Annotated in this window: 18 protein-coding genes; 10 read left to right on the forward strand and 8 right to left on the reverse strand. The window is 72.1% G+C overall.

The window, feature by feature from the left end; translation table 11 throughout:
• Positions 1 to 32 precede the first annotated feature (32 nt).
• From pheA to AB0O40_RS03690, 3 genes are all read left to right on the forward strand, one after another.
• Positions 33 to 977, forward strand: coding sequence for a prephenate dehydratase (pheA, locus tag AB0O40_RS03680; RefSeq protein ID WP_365035238.1), 945 nt, complete (start codon positions 33 to 35; stop codon positions 975 to 977).
• A 621-nt stretch (positions 978 to 1598) separates the two neighbouring features.
• Positions 1599 to 2876 carry a serine--tRNA ligase gene (serS, locus tag AB0O40_RS03685; RefSeq protein WP_365035240.1) on the forward strand — a complete coding sequence of 426 codons (1278 nt, stop codon included), beginning with the start codon at positions 1599 to 1601 and terminating at the stop codon, positions 2874 to 2876.
• Entirely contained in the window at positions 2873 to 3679 is an 807-nt protein-coding gene (locus AB0O40_RS03690; protein ID WP_365035242.1) for an HAD family hydrolase, read from the forward strand. Before serS ends, AB0O40_RS03690 begins: the two co-directional genes overlap by 4 nt.
• A gap of 197 nt (positions 3680 to 3876) precedes the next feature.
• On the opposite strand, the gene AB0O40_RS03695 is transcribed toward AB0O40_RS03690, so the two are convergent.
• The 5 genes from AB0O40_RS03695 to AB0O40_RS03715 all read right to left on the reverse strand — a co-directional run bounded on the left by AB0O40_RS03695 (position 3877) and on the right by AB0O40_RS03715 (position 8262).
• The gene (locus tag AB0O40_RS03695; RefSeq protein ID WP_365035244.1) at positions 3877 to 4521 is read right to left on the reverse strand and encodes a rhomboid-like protein; all 645 of its coding nucleotides are present in this window, start codon (positions 4519 to 4521) and stop codon (positions 3877 to 3879) included.
• 101 nt (positions 4522 to 4622) lie between these two features.
• A complete protein-coding gene (locus AB0O40_RS03700; RefSeq protein ID WP_365035246.1) occupies positions 4623 to 5342 on the reverse strand; it encodes an ABC transporter permease subunit in 720 nt (239 codons plus the stop codon).
• A gap of 14 nt (positions 5343 to 5356) precedes the next feature.
• Positions 5357 to 6268, reverse strand: a complete 912-nt coding sequence (locus tag AB0O40_RS03705) for an ABC transporter ATP-binding protein (protein WP_365035248.1) — start codon at positions 6266 to 6268, stop codon at positions 5357 to 5359.
• A gap of 49 nt (positions 6269 to 6317) precedes the next feature.
• The gene (locus tag AB0O40_RS03710; RefSeq protein WP_365035250.1) at positions 6318 to 7205 is read right to left on the reverse strand and encodes an ABC transporter permease; all 888 of its coding nucleotides are present in this window, start codon (positions 7203 to 7205) and stop codon (positions 6318 to 6320) included.
• Positions 7195 to 8262, reverse strand: coding sequence for an ABC transporter ATP-binding protein (locus tag AB0O40_RS03715; protein ID WP_365035252.1), 1068 nt, complete (start codon positions 8260 to 8262; stop codon positions 7195 to 7197). Before AB0O40_RS03715 ends, AB0O40_RS03710 begins: the two co-directional genes overlap by 11 nt.
• Positions 8263 to 8504: 242 nt before the next feature.
• Between AB0O40_RS03715 and AB0O40_RS03720 the strand changes: the two genes are divergently transcribed.
• The 4 genes from AB0O40_RS03720 to AB0O40_RS03735 are packed head-to-tail and all read left to right on the forward strand — an operon-like array spanning position 8505 to position 12936.
• Complete coding sequence (locus tag AB0O40_RS03720; RefSeq protein ID WP_365035254.1) at positions 8505 to 9335, forward strand: M24 family metallopeptidase; 831 nt, start codon at positions 8505 to 8507, stop codon at positions 9333 to 9335.
• 2 nt (positions 9336 to 9337) lie between these two features.
• The gene (locus tag AB0O40_RS03725; RefSeq protein ID WP_365035441.1) at positions 9338 to 11101 is read left to right on the forward strand and encodes an SDR family oxidoreductase; all 1764 of its coding nucleotides are present in this window, start codon (positions 9338 to 9340) and stop codon (positions 11099 to 11101) included.
• A complete protein-coding gene (locus AB0O40_RS03730) occupies positions 11098 to 11997 on the forward strand; it encodes a metal-dependent hydrolase (RefSeq protein ID WP_365035256.1) in 900 nt (299 codons plus the stop codon). Before AB0O40_RS03725 ends, AB0O40_RS03730 begins: the two co-directional genes overlap by 4 nt.
• 9 nt (positions 11998 to 12006) lie before the next feature.
• Positions 12007 to 12936 (forward strand): MerR family transcriptional regulator, encoded by a 930-nt coding sequence (locus AB0O40_RS03735; RefSeq protein WP_365035258.1) that lies wholly within the window; start codon positions 12007 to 12009, stop codon positions 12934 to 12936.
• 92 nt (positions 12937 to 13028) lie between these two features.
• On the opposite strand, the gene AB0O40_RS03740 is transcribed toward AB0O40_RS03735, so the two are convergent.
• Complete coding sequence (locus tag AB0O40_RS03740) at positions 13029 to 13766, reverse strand: aquaporin (protein ID WP_365035260.1); 738 nt, start codon at positions 13764 to 13766, stop codon at positions 13029 to 13031.
• 234 nt (positions 13767 to 14000) lie between these two features.
• Here AB0O40_RS03740 and AB0O40_RS03745 point away from each other — a divergent pair, with 234 nt between their 5' ends.
• Positions 14001 to 14540 (forward strand): RNA 2'-phosphotransferase, encoded by a 540-nt coding sequence (locus AB0O40_RS03745; RefSeq protein WP_365035262.1) that lies wholly within the window; start codon positions 14001 to 14003, stop codon positions 14538 to 14540.
• Between the two features lie 32 nt (positions 14541 to 14572).
• Here AB0O40_RS03745 and AB0O40_RS03750 read toward each other — a convergent pair whose 3' ends face one another.
• Positions 14573 to 15502: a class I SAM-dependent methyltransferase gene (locus AB0O40_RS03750; protein ID WP_365035263.1), complete on the reverse strand. Its 930-nt coding sequence runs from the start codon at positions 15500 to 15502 to the stop codon at positions 14573 to 14575.
• A 247-nt stretch (positions 15503 to 15749) separates the two neighbouring features.
• Here AB0O40_RS03750 and AB0O40_RS03755 point away from each other — a divergent pair, with 247 nt between their 5' ends.
• Positions 15750 to 16652: an LLM class flavin-dependent oxidoreductase gene (locus tag AB0O40_RS03755; RefSeq protein ID WP_365035265.1), complete on the forward strand. Its 903-nt coding sequence runs from the start codon at positions 15750 to 15752 to the stop codon at positions 16650 to 16652.
• An 86-nt stretch (positions 16653 to 16738) separates the two neighbouring features.
• A complete protein-coding gene (locus AB0O40_RS03760) occupies positions 16739 to 17596 on the forward strand; it encodes a Cof-type HAD-IIB family hydrolase (RefSeq protein ID WP_365035267.1) in 858 nt (285 codons plus the stop codon).
• A 39-nt stretch (positions 17597 to 17635) separates the two neighbouring features.
• On the opposite strand, the gene AB0O40_RS03765 is transcribed toward AB0O40_RS03760, so the two are convergent.
• Complete coding sequence (locus AB0O40_RS03765) at positions 17636 to 19351, reverse strand: GAF domain-containing protein (protein ID WP_365035269.1); 1716 nt, start codon at positions 19349 to 19351, stop codon at positions 17636 to 17638.
• Positions 19352 to 19358: the final 7 nt, after the last annotated feature.

Below are 19358 nucleotides of genomic sequence, written 5' to 3' on the forward strand. Positions count from 1 at the left end.
GGACCAGTGGCGGGGCGCACTAGGCTGACCGCATGTCGGCCACGCGCTACACCTATCTCGGTCCCGAGGGCACGTTCACCGAAGCCGCCCTCCGCACGCTGCCGGAAGCCGCGACCCGGGAGCTCGTCCCGATGGTCTCGGTGGCCGCCGCGCTGGACGCGGTGCGCGGCGGTGAGGCCGCGGCGGCCCTGGTGCCGATCGAGAACTCGGTCGAGGGCGGGGTGACCTCCACCCTCGACGAGCTGGCCTCCGGCGAGCCGCTGATGATCTACCGCGAGGTGCGCCTCCAGATCGCCTTCGCGCTGCTGGTCCGGCCGGGCACCGAGCTCTCCGCGATCAAGACCGTGACCGGGCACCCGGTGGCCCAGCCGCAGGTGCGCAACTGGCTCCGGGCCAACCTGCCGGACGCGGTGTGGGAGTCGGCGGCGTCCAACGCGGACGGGGCCCGGCTGGTCCAGGAGGGCCGCTTCGACGCCGCCTTCGCGGGCGAGTTCGCGGCGGCCACCTACGGCCTGGAGCCGCTGGTCACCGAGATCCACGACGCGGAGAACGCCGAGACCCGCTTCGTGCTGGTGGGCCGGCCGGCCCGGCCCGCGGCGCCCACCGGGGCGGACAAGACCTCGGTGGTCATCTGGCTCGGCGACGACCACCCCGGTGCGCTGCTGGAACTGCTCCAGGAGTTCGCGGTCCGCGGGGTGAACCTGATGCTGATCCAGTCCCGGCCCACCGGCGAGGGCATCGGCAACTACTGCTTCGCGGTGGACGCCGAGGGCCACATCTCCGACCGCCGGGTGAGCGAGGCCCTGATGGGCCTCAAGCGGGTCTGCCCCAACGTCCGCTTCCTCGGGTCCTACCCACGGGCCGGGGTGTCGGCCGCCGAGGTGCGCACACCGCGGCCGGGGACGTCGGACGGTGACTTCACGGCCGCCGCAGACTGGCTGACCCGCTGCCTGGACGGCCGGGCTCAGATCACGTAGCGCTCCCCGCAGCCTGGGGCGGAGCGGTTCGCGGATGCGGGCCCTCCGCCCCTCTTTGTTGTGCACAGACTTGTCCACAGAGTTATCCACAGGGCTGCTTCTCGACCTGGGGACAAGTCGACATCGGTTCACGACATGGTCGACAAATCGGTCCCTGGGGGCAGGTGGCCGCCGCACCCCCTGGAGATGAACAGCGTCACCCTCGTACCATTGATCAACTCTTTGGAGCGAGGCATTCCCACCCGAATGAGTGTGTGAGGGGGGTTTGGGCCGGGATTCATTCATCCTGTGAACCGCGGCAGAATGATCGTCATTGGTGTCCACAGAGAAGCCCCACAGCCTGTGGATAACGCCGCTTCACCGCGAATTCCTGTGGACAACCGAGGGCCCGCACCCCGCCCCTCCCAAGGGTCCCGGGGCCCGGACGGCCGTCCACGGGGCGCCCCTCCCTGCACCATTTCGGGGAATGGCACCCTTTTAATTGACCCTGCTCCGAAGGTGTTCGACGGGCCGATTCCGGCCACGCTCCCTTGGTTTTGCATTTGCGGCAATTGGGACATAGCACCACGCATCAGGGTTATCGAGGTGATCCACCGAAGCCCAGGCCGGTAGCCTGGAGGGGTGATCGACCTCCGGCTGCTCCGTGAAGACCCCGACCGTGTCCGCGCCTCCCAGCGTGCCCGTGGAGAGGACGTCGGCCTCGTCGACGCGCTCCTGTCCGCCGACGAGCGCCGCAGGTCCTCCAGCCTCCGCTTCGACGAGCTGCGGAACGAGCAGAAGTCCCTCGGCAAGCTCATCCCGAAGGCCTCCCCGGAGGAGCGCGCGGAGCTGCTGAAGAAGGCCGAGCAGCTCAAGACCGACGTCAAGGCCGCCGAGGCCGAGCAGAACGACGCCGACGAGACCGCCAAGCGGCTCCTGCTCCAGCTGGGCAACATCGTCCACTCCGACGTCCCGGTCGGCGGCGAGGAGGACTTCACCGTCCTCGAGACCCACGGCACGATCCGCGACTTCGCCGCCGAGGGCTTCGAGCCCCGCGACCACCTGGAGCTCGGCGAGGCGCTCGGCGCCATCGACGTCGAGCGCGGTGCCAAGGTCTCCGGCTCGCGCTTCTACTACCTGACGGGCGTCGGCGCCCTGCTCGAACTGGCGCTGGTCAACGCCGCCATCGCACAGGCCACCGAGGCCGGCTTCATCCCGATGCTGACCCCCGCGCTGGTCCGCCCGCGCGCCATGGAGGGCACCGGGTTCCTCGGCCAGGCCGCGGAGAACGTCTACCACCTCGAGAAGGACGACTACTACCTGGTCGGCACCTCCGAGGTCCCGCTCGCCGCGTACCACATGGACGAGATCCTGAATGCGGACCAGCTGCCGCTGCGGTACGCCGGCTTCTCGCCGTGCTTCCGCCGCGAGGCCGGCACGTACGGCAAGGACACCCGCGGCATCTTCCGCGTCCACCAGTTCGACAAGGTCGAGATGTTCTCGTACGTCGCACCGGAGGACGCCGAGGCCGAGCACCAGCGCCTGCTCGCCTGGGAGAAGCAGTGGCTGAACTCCCTCGAGCTGCCCTTCCAGGTCATCGACGTCGCCACCGGCGACCTCGGCTCCTCCGCCTCGCGCAAGTTCGACTGCGAGGCCTGGATCCCGACCCAGGGCAAGTACCGCGAGCTGACCTCCGCCTCGAACTGCGACAGCTTCCAGGCCCGCCGCCTGTCGGTGCGGGTCCGCGACGGCAAGAAGATCCAGCCGCTGGCGACGCTGAACGGCACCCTGTGCGCCGTCCCGCGCACCATCGTCGCGCTGCTGGAGAACCACCAGCAGGCCGACGGTACGGTCCGGGTGCCCCAGGTGCTCCGCCCGTACCTGGGCGGCCGCGAGTTCCTGGAGCCGATCTCCAAGTGACCTTCCCGTACCGGCTCATCGCCACCGACCTCGACGGCACGCTGCTGCGCTCCGACGAGTCCATCTCGGAGCGCACCCGTGAAGCGCTCGTCGCGGCCACCGCGGCGGGCGCGGCGCACATCGTCGTCACCGGCCGCGCCGTGCCCTGGACCCGCCACATCCTCGACGACCTGGGCTACCAGGGCCTCGCGGTGTGCGCCCAGGGCGCGCAGGTCTACGACGCCGGCGCCCACCGGCTGCTGACGTCCGTGACGCTGGACCGGCAGCTGGGCGGCCTGGCCCTGGCCAAGATCGAGGCGGAGCTCGGCCCGGTCGCGCTGGCGGCCAGCCGGGACGGGCTCGACGGCCAGGTGCTGGTCGGGCCCGGGTACCAGGTCCAGGAAGGACCGCTGGCCTTCACCCACCTCGACGACACCGCCGAGATGTGGGCGGCGCCGCTCAACAAGCTCTACATCCAGCACCCGGGGATGAGCGACGACGAGCTGGCCAAGGTCGCCCGGGAGGCCGTGGGCTCCCTGGTCGACATCGTGATGGCCGGTCCCGGTGTGGTCGAGATCCTGCCGCTGGGGCTGAGCAAGGCCACCGGGCTCTCGCTCGCCGCGCGCCGGCTGGGGCTGAAGAAGACCGACACCATCGCCTTCGGCGACATGCCGAACGACATCCCGATGTTCGGCTGGGCCGCGCACGGCGTGGCGATGGCCAACGCCCACCACGAGCTCAAGGCCGTCGCCGACGAGGTCACCACCTCCCACGAGGACGACGGCATCGCGGTGGTCCTGGAACGGCTCCTCGGCGCGGCCTGAGGCCCCCGTCCACGCGGAACCGCCCGTGTTTCACGTGAAACACGGGCGGACCGAGACGAAACAGCGGAGGTCCGGAGCGGCCCGCGCCGTACGGCGCGCTCGAAGTGGCCGCCCCGGACCGTGTATCTCCCCGCGACACCCACTCTGCCCGGGCACTTCGGTGCGTACCAGCGAATTTCGCCGCGCCCGCGGGCCCCTCAGATCGTCTCCGGGTGGGGGTGCACCGGGTGCCGGGTCAGCGGCCAGGCGAGCAGTCCGACGGCCAGCGAGATGGCGTGCCCCAGGTCGGTGAAGGTGGCCCCCGAGAGCAGCGGGATGCCGAAGAACGCCACCGCGCCCAGCATGTAGAACCACCGCCAGGGGTTCGGCAGCCGGTACGTCAGCACGCCGACGGCCGCGGCCAGTCCGTAGCTCACCCCCACGTCCACCACGTGGGCCATGCTGCGCGGGGCCTGGTCGTCCCGGATGGCCTTGAGGACCACCTGCTGGGTGATCAACGTGGCCATGATGTGCGCCGTGGCGACCACCACCAGCCAGCGCAGGGTGCCCAGCCAGCGCTCGACCGGGGCGTGGAAGACCTCGAAGAGGACCGCGTACAGCAGCAGCGAGGCCGGGTTCTCGATCCAGAAGGCGCTGCCGACCAGCGACTGGACGGGGTGTTTGACCAGCTCGTGGATGTTGCTGCTGTGCCGGTGCAGCAGCAGGTGCTCCGTGCTCTCCGGCACGATCACCACCACCAGGCTGGTGCAGGCGATGACCGCCAGCCAGACGTGCGTCCCGGGCGAGGACCGGATCCAGGTCCTCACGGGCCGGGACGGTTCGGGGCCGGAGTGCAGCGTCATGACCCGATCATCACTCGGAAGCCAGCGGTCCGCCCGGTGCACCAGTGGAAAGGGGCGGTGCCCGGCTCGCGCCGGACACCGCCCCTTCGGCCCGTGCGGGCCTACTCCTCGCCGGCGAGGGTCAGCCGGCGGAGCTTCTGGCCGGCGAACCAGGTGGCGGCCACCGTCACCGCGGCCAGCAGGACCACTCCGGTCGAGAGGCCGACGGAGGAGTCGACCACGCCCGGTCCGGTGATCTTCTCGGCCAGGCTCAGCGCCCACTGCTGCACGCTGAGGGTCTTGGCGCCCGGTACCAGCGAGCCGAACAGCGACTCCCAGACCAGGGCGTAGACCAGGCCGAAGACCACCGCGTGCCGGCTGGCGGTGCCCAGCAGCAGGAACAGCGCGCTGTAGGCGATGGAGGCGACCAGCGCGGCCACGGTGTACGCGACCGCGATCTGCTGGCCGTTGCCGTTGAGGATCATCCCCGCGATCAGGGTGGGCACGGCGGAGAAGACCATGGTGACCGCGACGGCGACGGTCAGCTTGGTCAGGATGATCGTCGGCCGCTTCACCGGCTTGGCGAGCAGGTAGACGATCGAGCCGTCGTCGATCTCGGGGCCGATGGCGCCGGTGCCGGCGATCACGCCGATCAGCGGGACCATCGTGGCCAGCGCGAAGCCGCCGAGCAGGCTGGAGGCGACGTCGTCGTCGACGCCGTTGAGCATCCGGACGGCCAGCGAGATGACGATGAGCAGCGCGGGCAGCGCGAAGAGGATCAGCGCGCGGCGGCGGCCGAGCAGGGCCCGGTAGGTGAGGCGGGCGACCGTGGGGTTGTACATCGATGCCAGCTCCTTCAGGCCGCTACGAGGTAGGAGAAGACCGACTCGAGGGACTCGTCGGAGGGCGAGACCGTCAGCAGCCGGATGCCCTGGTCGCGGGCGACCCGCGGCAGCAGCTCGGTGAACCGGCCGAAGTCGACGGCCTGGATGCGCAGGGCGCCCTCGGCGAGGTCGACCTCGATCCCGGCCGTGGACGGGTCGGCGATCAGGGCCGCGGCCAGCGCGCGGTCGTCGGAGGAGCGGACGAGGTAGCGGTGCGGGCGGTCCGTCATCAGGCGGCGGATCTTGCGGAAGTCGCCGGAGGCGGCGTGCCGGCCGGCCACGATCACCTCGATGTGCGAGGCGAGCTGCTCGACCTCTTCGAGGATGTGGGAGGAGAACAGGACCGTGCGGCCCTCGTCCCCCATCCGCCGCAGCAGGTCCATCAGCTGCATCCGCTGGCGCGGGTCCATGCCGTTGAACGGCTCGTCCAGCAGCAGCACGGACGGGTCGTGGACCAGGGCGGAGGCCATCTTGACGCGCTGGCGCATGCCCTTGGAGTACGTGGAGATCTTGCGGTCCTGGGCGTACTCCATCTCGACGGTGGCCAGCGCCCGCTGGGCGGCCCGGGCGTCGAGCCCGTGGAGTTCGGCGTTGGCCACGACGAACTCGCGACCGGTCAGGAAGTCGTACATCGACTCCCGCTCCGGGACCACACCGATGTGCTTGTAGACCTGTTCGTTGCGCCAGATGGTCGTGCCGTCGAGGGTCACGGTGCCGGTCGACGGGGACAGGAAGCCGCCCATCATGTTGATCAGGGTGGACTTGCCGGCGCCGTTGGGGCCGAGGAGTCCGGTGACGCCGGGCGCGATGCGCATCGTGACGTCGTTGACGGCGACGACGTTCCCGAACCAGCGGGAGACGTGGTCGATCTCCAGAATGCTCATGGGCGCAGCCCAATCCTTCTCGGGGTGGTGGTGGGCGACGGGAGGGCGGTCACAGCCCGGCCTTCTGGTAGCGGCGCATCAGGACGGCGTACGAGCCCGCGATCAGCGCGAACACGACGAGCAGGTAGACGCAGCCGGCGGCGGCGGAGGGGCCCACCTCGCCGGGGAAGCCGGACTTGGCACCGAGGAAGGCGGTCTGCACCCCGTCGATCAGGCTGACCGGCGAGAACAGGCCCAGCCACTCGATGGCCCCGGGCGAACCGGTCTCGTGGGCGATGGCCTGGACCGTGGAGACCGCGCCATACGGGATGATCAGCAGCGCGATGACGGCGGCGACGCCGAAGCCGCGGCGCGGCGTGAGGGCGGCCATCACCAGGCCGATCCCGGCGAACAGGAGCGAGAGCAGCAGCACGGACACCAGTCCCTGGGCGAACCCCTTGGTCTGGTCCGCGAAGTCGAATTTGGCCAGCAGCGCGCCGATGTACATGATCACCAGCGGTGCGGCGGTGAGGATGAACAGGGCCGAGGTCATCGCCGCGTACTTGGCGAGGACGTAGTCGACGCGCTCGATGGGCCGCGAGAAGTAGAGCGGCACCGTCTTGAAGCGCAGGTCCCGGGAGACCGTCTGCGGCGCCTGGGAGGCCAGGTACAGCGCGATGACCATCTGGAGGAACAGCGCGTAGTTCGGGTACTTGACCGGCAGCTCGGTCGAACCCGGTACGGCGATCGCCACCGCGACGATGATCGCGGCCGGGGCGCACATGACGCCGAAGAGCAGCATCGGCAGCACCTTCGACTTGGCCGAGCGGCCCAGGCCGTACGCGCCGCGCAGGGACTGCGAGAAGAGCGAGCGGCGGGCGTAGGCCCGGCCGAGGCGGGCTCCGTCGTAGGAGCGGTAGCCGATGTTGTGGATCTGGGTGGAGGTCTCAGGCGCCATGGCTCCCGGCTCCCTTCTGCTGGGCGGCGGTGGCGTGGTCGGCGGCGGTCCGGGCGGCCGTGGCGGCCCAGGCGGCGGCCCGCTGGGCGGCCTGCGGGTCCCGGTGGCCGGCGCCCTGGGCACCGTCCTTGAAGACCTCGGCGATGTGGTGGCGGCGCTGTTCCATCCGGACCAGGCCGAGTCCCAGGCCCGCGACGGTGTCGCGCACCAGGTCGTACGTCTCCTCGCCCGGGGCCTCGACCAGCAGGACGTGGCCGGCGCCGGGCAGTCCCTGCTCCTCGCCGGCGTGCAGCGTGACGCCCGCCGCCAGCAGGGCCTCGCGCAGGGCGCGGGTGCCGTCGGGGTGGGTGTCGGAGTCGGTGACCTCGACCGCGAGGGTCTCGGTGGTCTGGGTGAAGTCGCGGGTGGAGCTGGAGCGCAGCAGCTTGCCGCCGTCGACGACCACGACGTGGTCGCAGGTGCGCTCGAGCTCGCCCAGGAGGTGGGAGGTGACCAGCACCGAGATGCCGAAGTCGGTGTAGACGCGGCGGATCAGGCCGAGCATCTCGTCCCGGCCGACCGGGTCGAGGCCGTTGGTCGGCTCGTCCAGCAGCACCAGCTTCGGGTCGTGGACCAGGGCCTGGGCCAGCTTCACACGCTGCTTCATGCCGGTGGAGTAGCCGCCGATGGGGCGGTAGCGCTCCTCGTACAGCCCCACGTGGCGCAGGGTGTCGGCGGTGCGCTCGCGGGCCGCGGTCGGCGGCAGTCCGGACATCCGCGCCATGTGGACGACGAACTCGGTGGCCGAGACGTCGGGCGGCAGGCAGTCGTGCTCGGGCATGTAGCCGACCTGCTCGCGGATGGCGCTGCCCTGGGTGGCGACGTCCAGTCCGAGCACGGCGGCGCGGCCCTCGGTGGCCGGGGAGAGCCCCAGCAGAATCTTGATCAGCGTCGACTTGCCGGCTCCGTTGGCACCGACCAGGCCGGTCACGCCGGGGCCGATGTCGAGGGAGAGCCGGTCAAGGGCGGTCACCTCGGTGTACCGCTTGCTCAGGCTTTCGGTCGCGATGACAGTCACGGAACCGACGTTAGTGGTGGGCTTCCGGCCAGTCGTCACTCCGTAGCGGGTTCCTTCTCTCACCCTTCAGGCGTACGCGGCAGGTGGGGAGCCAGGCCGTAAGGGCTACGTGAGGACCGGCTCGGGATCCGGTGGAAAGGTTTTCCACAGGTCCGTGCACGGCTCTTGACGTGATCTCCATGCATTGTCACATTCATCAGTGTCAAGTTGACGGCGCGTACGGCTACCGGGACGGGGCTGGCATGGCAGGGGACGATCTTCGCGGGTTCAGGGAAGTCCAACGGCTCGCATACGACTGCGCGGAGGCGGTCGCGGCACAGCTCAAGCCGGGGGTGACCGAGCGGGAGGCCGCGCGGATGCAGCGCGCCTGGCTGCGCGAGCGCGGCGTGCGGGACTGGTTCCACCTGCCCTTCGCATGGTTCGGCGACCGCACGGCCTTCACCGGCTTCAAGATCCCGCTCCAGTTCTTCCCGACCAACCGGCGGCTGGAGCCGGGGATGCCCTTCATCCTCGACGTGGCCCCGGTCTACAAGGGCTACACCGCCGACATCGGCTACTCCGGCTCCCTGGGGCTCAATCCGGTGCAGGACCGGCTGATGGCCGACCTGCAGGCGCACCGCGCGCTGATCCTCGACCAGGTCCGCGAGCGCCGCTCGCTGCGCGAGATCTACGAGGACGTCGAGCGCCTGATGACCAAGCAGGGGTACGCCAACCGGCACCGCGCCTACCCCTTCGGCGTGATCGCCCACAAGGTGGACCGGGTCGCCCAGCGCCGCTGGTCCCCCACCGCCTTCGGCTTCGGCACCCAGTCCCTGAAGGGCCTGGCGAGCGACGCACTGCACGGGCACCGGGAGGGCTGGTCCCCGCTCTGGAGCCCCTACAAGTTCTCCGACCACCCGCCGCAGCCCGGGCTGTGGGCGGTGGAGCCGCACCTGGGCTTCCGGGGCACCGGCGCGAAGTTCGAGGAGATCCTGGTGGTCACCGACTCCCGGGACCCCGAAGAGAGCGCGTACTGGCTGGACGACGACCTGCCGCACGTGCGGCGCTGGGCTGAAGAGGAGAAGGCGGCGTGACGATGGCGGTTCTCAAGGGCGCCCGGGAGCGCCGGGTGCACACCGGCGGTGTCGAGCTGTGCGTCGCGGAGCTGGGCGAGACCGGCCGGCCGACGGTCGTGCTGGTGCACGGCTACCCGGACAGCAAGGAGGTCTGGTCCGAGGTCGCGGCCCGGCTGGCCGAGCAGTTCCACGTCGTGCTGTACGACGTCCGCGGGCACGGCCGCTCCACCGCCCCGGTACCGCTGCGCGGCGGCTTCACGCTGGAGAAGCTGACCGACGACTTCGTGGCCGTGATCGACGCGGTCAGCCCCGACCGCCCGGTCCACGTGGTCGGCCACGACTGGGGCTCGGTGCAGTCCTGGGAGTTCGTCACGGTCAAGCGCACCGAGGGCCGGATCGCCTCCTTCACCTCCATGTCGGGCCCCTCGCTGGACCACTTCGGGCACTGGATCAAGAAGCGGATGTCCCGGCCCACCCCGCGCCGGGCCGCCCAGCTGCTCGGCCAGGGCGCCAAGTCCTGGTACGTGTACATGCTCCACACCCCGGTGCTGCCCGAGCTGGCCTGGCGGGGCCCGCTCGGCAAGCAGTGGCCCCGGATCCTGCAGCGCGTGGAGAAGGTCCCGGCGGGCTCGTACCCCACCGACTCGCTCCCCTCCGACGCGGCGCACGGCGCCTGGCTGTACCGGGACAACGTCCGCGCGCGGCTGCGCCGGCCGCGCGCCGACGCGTACGCCCACGCCCCGGTCCAGCTGATCACCCCGACCGGTGACGCCTTCCTCTCGGAGCGGCTGTACGACGAGCTGGAGCTGTGGGCGCCGAAGCTGGTGCGCCGGACGCTGCCCGCCAAGCACTGGGTGCCGCGGACCCGCCCCGACCAGCTGGCCGCCTGGATCACCGAGTTCGTCCGGGCCCAGGAGGACCGGGGGCCGGCCGCCGCGCCGGCCCCCACGGGCCGGTACGCCGACCGCTTCGGCGGCCAGCTGGTGCTGGTGACCGGTGCCGCCAGCGGCATCGGGCGGGCCACCGCCTTCGCCTTCGCCGAGGCCGGGGCGCGTGTGGTGGCCGTGGACCGGGACGGCGAGGGCGCGGCCCGGACCGCCGAGATGGCCCGGCTGGTCGGCGCCCCGGAGGCCTGGGGCGAGACGGCGGACGTCAGCGACGAGCAGGCGATGGAGCAGCTGGCGGCCAAGGTCGCCGCCGAGTACGGCATCGTCGACGTGCTGGTGAACAACGCCGGCATCGGGCTCTCCGGCTCCTTCTTCGACACCAGCGCGGCCGACTGGAAGAAGGTCCTCGACGTCAATCTGTGGGGTGTCATCCACGGCTGCCGGATCTTCGGCAAGCAGATGGCCGACCGCGGACAGGGCGGCCACATCGTCAACACCGCCTCGGCCGCGGCGTACCTGCCCTCCAAGACGCTGCCCGCGTACAGCACGTCCAAGGCGGCGGTGCTGATGCTCAGCGAGTGCCTGCGGGCCGAGCTGGCCGGCCAGGGCATCGGCGTCTCGGCGATCTGCCCGGGCATCGTCAACACCAACATCACCGCCACCGCCCGGTTCGCCGGGGTGGACGCGGCCGAGGAGAAGCGCCGCCAGCAGAAGTCCTCGCGGATGTACGGACTGCGCAACTTCCCGCCGGAGAAGGTCGCCGACGCGATCCTCGAGGCCGTGGTGGCGAACCGCGCGGTGGTCCCGGTGACCCCCGAGTCCCGCGGCGCCCTGTGGATGTCGCGGTTCACGCCCAGGACCCTTCGCGCGATCGCCCGATTGGAGCCGCCGTTGTGACCGGACACGCCATCGCCCCGCGCCGGGTCTCCTTCGACTGGGCCGGCACCGAGCTGCACTGGATACCGGACGAGCCCACGGCCACGCACGTGATCAACGTCCTGCACCTGCTGCTGCCTGCCGGGGAGCGCTGGTTCGTCCGGGTCTTCAAGGAGGGGCTGCCGCTGGTCACCGACCCCGAGCTGCGCAAGGACGTCAAGGGCTTCATGGGCCAGGAGGCGACGCACAGCATCCAGCACGCCTACGTCCTGGACCACCTGGCGGAGCAGCGGCTGCCCACCGAGGCGTACACGCGGTACGTCGACTTCCTCTTCGAGAAGCTGCTCGGCGAGCGGCCGCCCTTCGGTCTGCCCGTGCCGACCGGCGAGTGGCTGCGCTTCCGGCTCTCCCTGGTCGCCGCGATCGAGCAGTTCACCGCGGTGCTGGGGGACTGGGTGCTGGGCGCCGAGGGGCTGGACCGGGCCGGCGCGGACCCGGTGATGCTGGACCTGTTGCGCTGGCACGGCGCGGAGGAGGTCGAACACCGCGCGGTGGCCTTCGACATGTACCAGCACTGCGGCGGCAGCGGGCTGCCGCGGTACGCCCGGCGGCTGGAGGGCATGGCGGTGGTGGCGCCGGTGCTGGCCTGGCTGTGGATCTGGGGAGCGGCGTACCTGATCCGCCAGGACCCGCGGCTGGCCGGCCGGCTGCGGTATTCGCTGCGCGAGCACAACCGCGCGGTGGCCAAGGGCCTGCTGCCGACCTGGAGAGAGCTCGGCACGGCCATACCCCGCTACTTCCGCCGGTCGTACCATCCCTCGCAGGAGGGCTCGCTGCGCAGGGCGGTCGAGTACCTGGCGGCCTCACCTGCCGCGCGCGCCGCGGCGGGCGCGGTCGGCCGGGCGGCCATGTCGTAGGGAGTGCGTGTGTCCGAGCAGGCGGTGGCCGAGTACCGGATCGAGGATCTGGCGCACCACAGCGGAGCGACCGTGCGCACGATCCGGGCCTATCAGGACCGTGGTCTGCTGCCGAAGCCGGAGCGGCGGGGGCGGTCCAACGTCTACCGGGACACGCACCTGGCCCGGCTGCGGCAGATCGCCGACCTGCTCGACCGCGGGTACACCCTCGCCTCCATCAAGGAGCTGCTGGAGGCCTGGGACGCCGGCCGGGGGCTGGGCGGCGTCCTCGGCCTGGTCGCCGAGGTGCACGGCCCGTGGACGGACGAGGAGGCGGACCGGATCTCCCGGGAGGAGCTGCACGCCCGGTTCGGCGGCGTCCCGGACGACGAGGCGGTGGACGAGGCGGTCGAGCTGGGCGTGCTGGAGCGGCTGCCCGGGCGGGCGGACGAGTTCCTGGTGCCCAGCCCCCAGGAGCTGGCGGTGGCCGCGGAGCTGCACGCCGCCGGGGTGCCGTTGCAGGCGATCACCGGGCACCTGCGGGAGCTGCGGGGCCAGGTCGAGTCCATCGCCTCGCGGTTCCTGGAGTTCACCACCGAGCACGTCTTCGCCAAGTACCTCGGCTCGCACCCGCCGACCGACGCCGACGCGGCCGAGGCGGCCACGATGGTGCGGCGGCTGCGCCCGCTGGCCCAGCAGACCGTCGACGCGGAGCTGGCCCGGGCGATGCGGCTGTTCGCCACCCGGCACCTGCACCAGCACCTGGCCGCGGCGGGGCAGCCTGTGGTGCCGGCCGGGCCGGTGCCGGTCACCCTGCCGGCGGCGACGGTGCGCGCGGTGCAGGAGCTGGTGGGGCCCGACCACGTCGCGGCCTTCGTCGGGGCGGCGACCGAGCGGGAGCTGGGGGCCCGCACGCTGGATCGGCTGGCCGGACCCGAGCGCCCACTCGAGGGTGAATGACTTACCCACAGGGCTACCCACAGACGATCAGTCAATCGCCGACAATTCCCGGCAAATAGGCTGTGGATAAGCCCCTCCGGCTGTGGACGACGTCAACTTGCCGCGCGGTAGCCCGTGTTGATGGCGGTCACTTCGGCGGTGCGGGCCCGCTGCCGGCCGTAGAGCAGCACCGACAGGACGAGCCCGAGGGCCCCGCCGGCCAGCTGGGCGGCGACGAACCCCGGCAGGGAGGCCGGGGCGATCCCGGTGAACGAGTCGCTGAAGGCGCGGCCCACCGTGCCCGCCGGGTTGGCGAAGGACCCGGAGGAGGTGAACCAGATCGCCGCGGCGATGTACGCACCCACGGCGGCGGGCACGAACCGCGCCCGGCCGGTCCGGCTCAGCCCCTGGATGACCAGCACCAGCCCGGCGGTGGCGACCACCTCGCCGAGCAGGAGCGAGCCGCCGCCGCGCAGCTGTCCCGAGAAGCCGCCGGGCAGCCGGCCGAACATCGCCTCCGCCAGCAGGGCTCCGGCCACGGCCCCCGCCGTCTGGGCGGCGGTGTAGCCCAGCGCCTCGCGCCCGGTCACGCCCTCGCCGCCGGTACGCCGGTTCCACCAGGCCACGAGGGTGACCACCGGGTTGAGGTGGGCTCCGGAGAGCGGGCCGAAGAGGACGATCAGCAGCCCGAGGCCGATGGCGGAGGCCAGCGAGTTGGCGAGCAGCGCCACCCCCGTGTCGAGGGTGAGGTGGGCGGCCTGGATTCCGGAACCGATCACGACGGTGAGCAGGGCGGCGGTGCCGATGAACTCGGCGGCCACCCGGCGGGTCAGCGGAGCGGGTGCGGGCATGGGTGTGATCCCCCTTGATCGATGGGTCGTCGGCGGAGTACGGCGGCGGATCGTCGGGGCCGGGAACGGGCAGGAACCGGACGGCGGCGGGACACGGATCAACACTGCAGGACGTCAGTGGAAAATATATTCCGTATCTTGGAATATCGGTAGAGGGGGGCCCGGAGCCGCGCTCGCGGACGGGCCGCGGAAAATGACGTGCTCCGCCTCCCGGTGGCCGGGCACGCTGGACCCATGGACGCCCGCCGCACCGTGAAGGTGTCGAAATACGTCTCGAAACACCTGCGGCACCAGCCGGAACGCATCGGACTGGTGCTCGACCCGCAGGGCTGGGTGGCGATCGACGCGCTGATCGCCGCGGCGGCCGCGCACGGCTTCGCCTTCAGCCGGGCCGAGCTCGACCACGTGGTGGCCACCAACGACAAGCAGCGGTTCGCCGTGCGGGACGGCCTGATCCGTGCCAGCCAGGGCCACACCGTGACGGTGGACCTCGCCCTGCCGGCGGTCGAACCACCGCCGCACCTCTTCCACGGCACCGTGCCCGCCGCGCTCGACGCGATCCGGGCACAGGGGCTGCGGCCCATGGCCCGCCACCACGTCCACCTCTCGGCCGACCGGGAGACCGCCACCCGCGTCGGCGCCCGCCGGGGCCGCCCGGTGGTGCTGTCCGTGGCCGCGGGGGCGATGCACGCGGCGGGCCACGTCTTCCACCTCAGCGAGAACGGCGTCTGGCTGACCGACGCCGTCCCACCGGAGTACCTGCGGCTGCCCTGACCCCACGGGTCCGGGCAGCCGGGCCGGGCCTCTCAGCCGGCGCGCAGGAAGGCGCTGGTGGCGACCTTGCCCACCAGCTTCATCCGGGTGCGGCCCGCCAGGTACGCCTCGGTCGCCTCCTGCACCCCGGGCCAGCGGGCGTCGCCGAAGTCGTCCAGCACCACGACCGCGCCGGTGGCGGCGATCTGCTCGGCCCACTCCAGGTCCCGGGCCACCCCCTCGCGGCTGTGGTCCCCGTCGATCACGATCACCCCGTAGCGGCGGTCGGACAGGGCCTCGCGCACCGCCTCGTCCTGGGAGAAGCCCCGGTGCAGCCGCAACCGGTCCTCAGCCACCCCCGCCAGCGCCAGATTGGCCCGGACGATCTCCTCGGTGATCGGGGTGCCGGAGGGGTCCCGATTGATCTCCACACCCGGCTGGAGCTGCACGGGAGCGATCGGATCGACGATGGTCAGCCGGTACGCCAGCCCCCGGCGCAGCAGCTGCCGGACCATGCCGCCCGCGAAGAGCCCGTAGAGGGTGCCGATCTCGAGGATGTCGCCGTTGGGCGGGCCCAGCAGCGGTGTGGTGGTGAGCTTGCCGAGGATGTTCACGGTCGAACCGGCGATCCGGCCCACCCCGCGGGACTCCACCTCCACCAGCGTGCGGAAGGCCTGGGCGGTCTCCGTCCACGCCCCGGGCCGGCCGGCCACCGCGGCGATCTCGTCGGAGAGCTTCTTGAACGTCTCGCGGCTGGGCATCCGGTCGCTGAGCCGGCCGTCCTTGCCGTACAGCAGGTCGTAGGAGAAGGGCCGGCTCTGCTGGGTGACCAGCAGCTCCCGGGTCTGCCTGAGCTCCTGGCGCAGCCCCTCGATCTGCCGGTCGGCCACGCGCAGCCGCCGGTCGATCCGCCGGTCCAGCCGGTTGATCACGGGCTGCAGCAGGCGCCGCGCGGGGTGGGCGCGGAGCGGCACATCGGTCATGGCGTTCTCCTGATGAGGGACCGTTTCACGTGAAACGAAGCTAGTGAGTCCGCGCTCCCCGCCCCAAGGCGTATCGGCCGATGTTCGCGCGCTGTCACCTCCCCGACCCCCGGCCATCCGCCGGACGTTCACGCCCCGGCCACGCACCACTCGTCAGGGGTCGCGACGGCCCTGACGTACGCCGTCCGAGGTCCGCCGGCGCGGCCGCCCGGGCACGATGGCCGGTCACCGACGTACGCTCGAACACATGCACCTCAGTACCGTGATCCTTCCCGTCGACCGCTGGCACCACGGCGGACGGGACAAGTGGCGGCGGGCCGAGGACCTCGGCTTCCACACCGCCTACAGCTACGACCACCTCTCGTGGCGGGTGCCGTTCCGGGACGGGCCCTGGTTCGGCGCCGTGCCCACCCTCACCGCCGCGGCCTCGGCCACCGAGCGGCTGCGCCTGGGCACCCTCGTCACCTCCCCCAACTTCCGGCACCCGGTGACCCTGGCCAAGGAGCTCATCTCCCTGGACGACGTCTCCGGCGGCCGGATCACCCTCGGCATCGGCGCCGGCGGCAACGGCTTCGACGCCACCGCGCTCGGGCAGGAGCCCTGGACCCCGCGCGAGCGGGCCGACCGCTTCGGCGAGTTCCTGCCCCTGCTCGACCGGCTGCTCACCGAGGACGCGGTCAGCCACCGCGGCACCTTCTACTCGGCCGACGAGGCGCGCAACATCCCCGGCTGCGTCCAGCGCCCCCGGCTGCCCTTCGCCGTGGCCGCCACCGGCCCCCGCGGGCTGAAGCTGGCCGCCCGGTACGGCCAGGCCTGGGTGACCACCGGCGACCCGAAGCTCTACGAGTCGGGCACCCCCGAGGAGTCGAACGCCGCCCTGCGCGTCCAGGCCGAGAAGCTGGACAAGGCCTGCGCGGACATCGGCCGGGACCCGGCCGAGCTGGGCCGGATCCTGCTCACCGGCTTCACCCCGCACCGCAACACGCTCCTGGAGTCGGTGGACGCCTTCGTCGACTTCGCCGGCACCCACCGGGAGCTGGGCTTCACCGAACTGGTGGTGCACTGGCCGATCCAGGACACCCAGTTCGCCGCCGACCAGCAGGTGTTCGAGCAGATCGCCACCGAGGGGCTGGCCCAGCTCGACCGCTGACCCGTCCGGCCCCGGGGGCCCGTCCGCTCCGGCGGACGGGCCCCCGGGGCCGGCATCCGCGCCCCCGCGCACGTCAGAGCGCCCTCATGGGCGAAGATGGACCCGTGACCTCAGCTCCCCAGCACCCCACGGCTCCCCGGCTGATCGCGACCGACCTCGACGGGACGCTGCTGCGGGACGACAAGTCCGTATCCGAACGCACCGTCGCCGCCCTCGCCGCCGCCGAGGCCGCGGGCATCGAGGTCTTCTTCGTCACCGGCCGCCCGGCCCGCTGGATGGACGTGGTCAGCGACCACGTCCACGGCCACGGGCTCGCCATCTGCGCCAACGGCGCCGCCGTGGTCGACCTGCACGCGGGCGGCCGGATCGTCGAGGTGCGGGACCTGCCCCGGCCGGTCGCCCTGGACGTGGTGCACACCCTGCGCGAGGCCGCTCCCGGCACCTCCTTCGCCGTCGAGCTGACCACCGGCATCAACTACGAACCGGCCTACCCGCCGTTCTTCCTCGACCCGGGCGCCTCGGTCGCCGCTGCCGAGAAGCTGCTGCACCCGGACCACAGCAGCGCACCGGTGCTCAAGCTGCTCGCCCACCACGCCGAGCTCTCCCCGGACGACTTCCTGACCCTGGCCCGGGCCGCCGCCGGGACCAAGGCCGCGATCACCCGCTCCAGCCCGACCGCCCTGCTGGAGATCAGCGGCCTGGGCGTCTCCAAGGCCAGCACCCTGGCCCTGGCCTGCGCCGAACGCGGCATCTCGGCCGCCGAGGTGGTGGCCTTCGGGGACATGCCCAACGACATCGAGATGCTGAGCTGGGCCGGGACCTCGTACGCGATGGGCAACGCCCACCCGGACGTGCTCGCCGCCGCCTCGGGCCGGACCGTCGCGAACAACGAGGACGGGGTCGCCCTGGTCATCGAGCGCATCCTGGCCGAGCGCACCGGCTGACGCCCCACGGGTGTCCGGCTGATCAGGGCCGACACCCCGCTAGAGCGGGGCCTCCCAGACCAGCGTCGTACCGCCGCCGTCCTCGCCGAGGCCGGGGCCGTACCAGCTGTTGCCGCCCAGGGACTCGGCCCGGCGGCGCAGGTTGCGCAGGCCGCTGCGGCGGCCGCCCTCCGGGATGCCCACCCCGTCGTCCGCCACCTCCAGCCGGACCGCGGGCCGGCCGTCCGGCAGCGCGGCGGTGGCGTCCAGGACGACCTCGATCCGGCCGGCCTCGGCGTGCCGGAAGGCGTTCGACAGCGCCTCGCGCAGCGCCGCGATCAGGTTCTTGCCGACCAGCTCGCCCACCACCGCGTCGACCGCGCCCAGGAAGCGGTGCGCGGGCTTGAACCCCAGCGGCACCGCCGCCATGTTGATCTCGCGCAGCACCCGGGTGCGCAGCCCCGAGGGCGCCTCGGCCGGCCCCTGCTGGAGGGCGAAGATCGCGGTCCGGATCTCCTGGATGGTCACGTCCAGCTCGTCGACGGCCTTGCCCACCCCGTCGCGCACCTCCGGCACGATCGACCGGCGCTGCGCCCCCTCCAGCATCATCCCGGTGGCGAACAGCCGCTGGATCACCAGATCGTGCAGGTCACGGGCGATCCGGTCGCGGTCCTCGAACACCGCCAGCCGCTCCCGGTCCCGCTGTGCCTCGGCCATCATCAGGGCCAGCGCCGCCTGCGAGGCGAACTGGGTGGCCAGGGTCCGCTCGGACTCGCTGAACGCCCGCTGCCCCCGCCCCCGGGGCGTCACCAGGGCCCCGAGCACCCGCCCGCCGCTCTGCAGCGGCACCATCATGCAGGGCCCGTACTGGCTGGTCAGCCGGCTGATCATGCGGGGATCGCTGGCCGCGTCGGTGACGAAGACCGGCTCGCCGGCCATCAGCTTCTCCACCACCGGACTCTCCGCCGGGATCACCACCCCGAGCGAGGTGGCGGGGTTGTCCGAGGAGACCGCGACGATCTCCATCCCGCCGTCCTCGGCGGGCAGCAGCACGATGCCCGCGGCCGAGTCGGCCAGGTGCCGGGCCTGCTCCGCGACCACGGCCAGGGCGTCGTCCGCGTCCCCGCCGGACAGCAGGGCGGTGGTCACCGCCACCGACCCGTCGATCCACCGCTCCCGCTGGGTGGCCGCCTCGTACAGCCGGGCGTTGCCGATGGCGATGCCCGCCTCGGTGGCGAGCACCCGGACCATGTGCAGGTCGTAGTCGTTGAACTCGGCGCCGCCGCGCTTCTCCGCCAGGTAGAGGTTGCCGAAGATCTCGCCCTGGACCCTGATGGGGACGCCCAGGAAGGTCCGCATCGGCGGGTGGTGCGGCGGGAAGCCGGCGGACCGCGGGTCGGCGGTGAGGTCGGCGAGCCGGACCGGGTCCGGGTCCTTGATGAGCGCGCCCAGCAGGCCCCGCTGCCCGTCCGGCCGGTGCCCGATCCGCCGGGCCGCGGCGTCGGAGATCCCGTACGTCACGAAGTCGGATAGGCCCTTGCCCTCGACGTCCACCACCCCGATGGCCGCGTACTGGGCGTCGGCCAGCTCGGCGGCCGTCTCGCAGATCCGGTCGAGGGTGGAGTGCAGTTCCAGCCCGGTGCCGACCGACCGCATGGCCTCCAGCAGCTGCGGGACCCGCGCGGTGAGCTCGGTGGACAGGCCTTGCAGGCTGTGTGTCGCCCGGGCGGCGGCGTCGAGCGGGTCGGTGGATTCCTGGGGCTCCTGCACTGACATGACCTTG

Source organism: Streptomyces sp. NPDC089919 (assembly GCF_040684615.1).
In the GTDB taxonomy this organism is placed as follows: domain Bacteria; phylum Actinomycetota; class Actinomycetes; order Streptomycetales; family Streptomycetaceae; genus Streptomyces.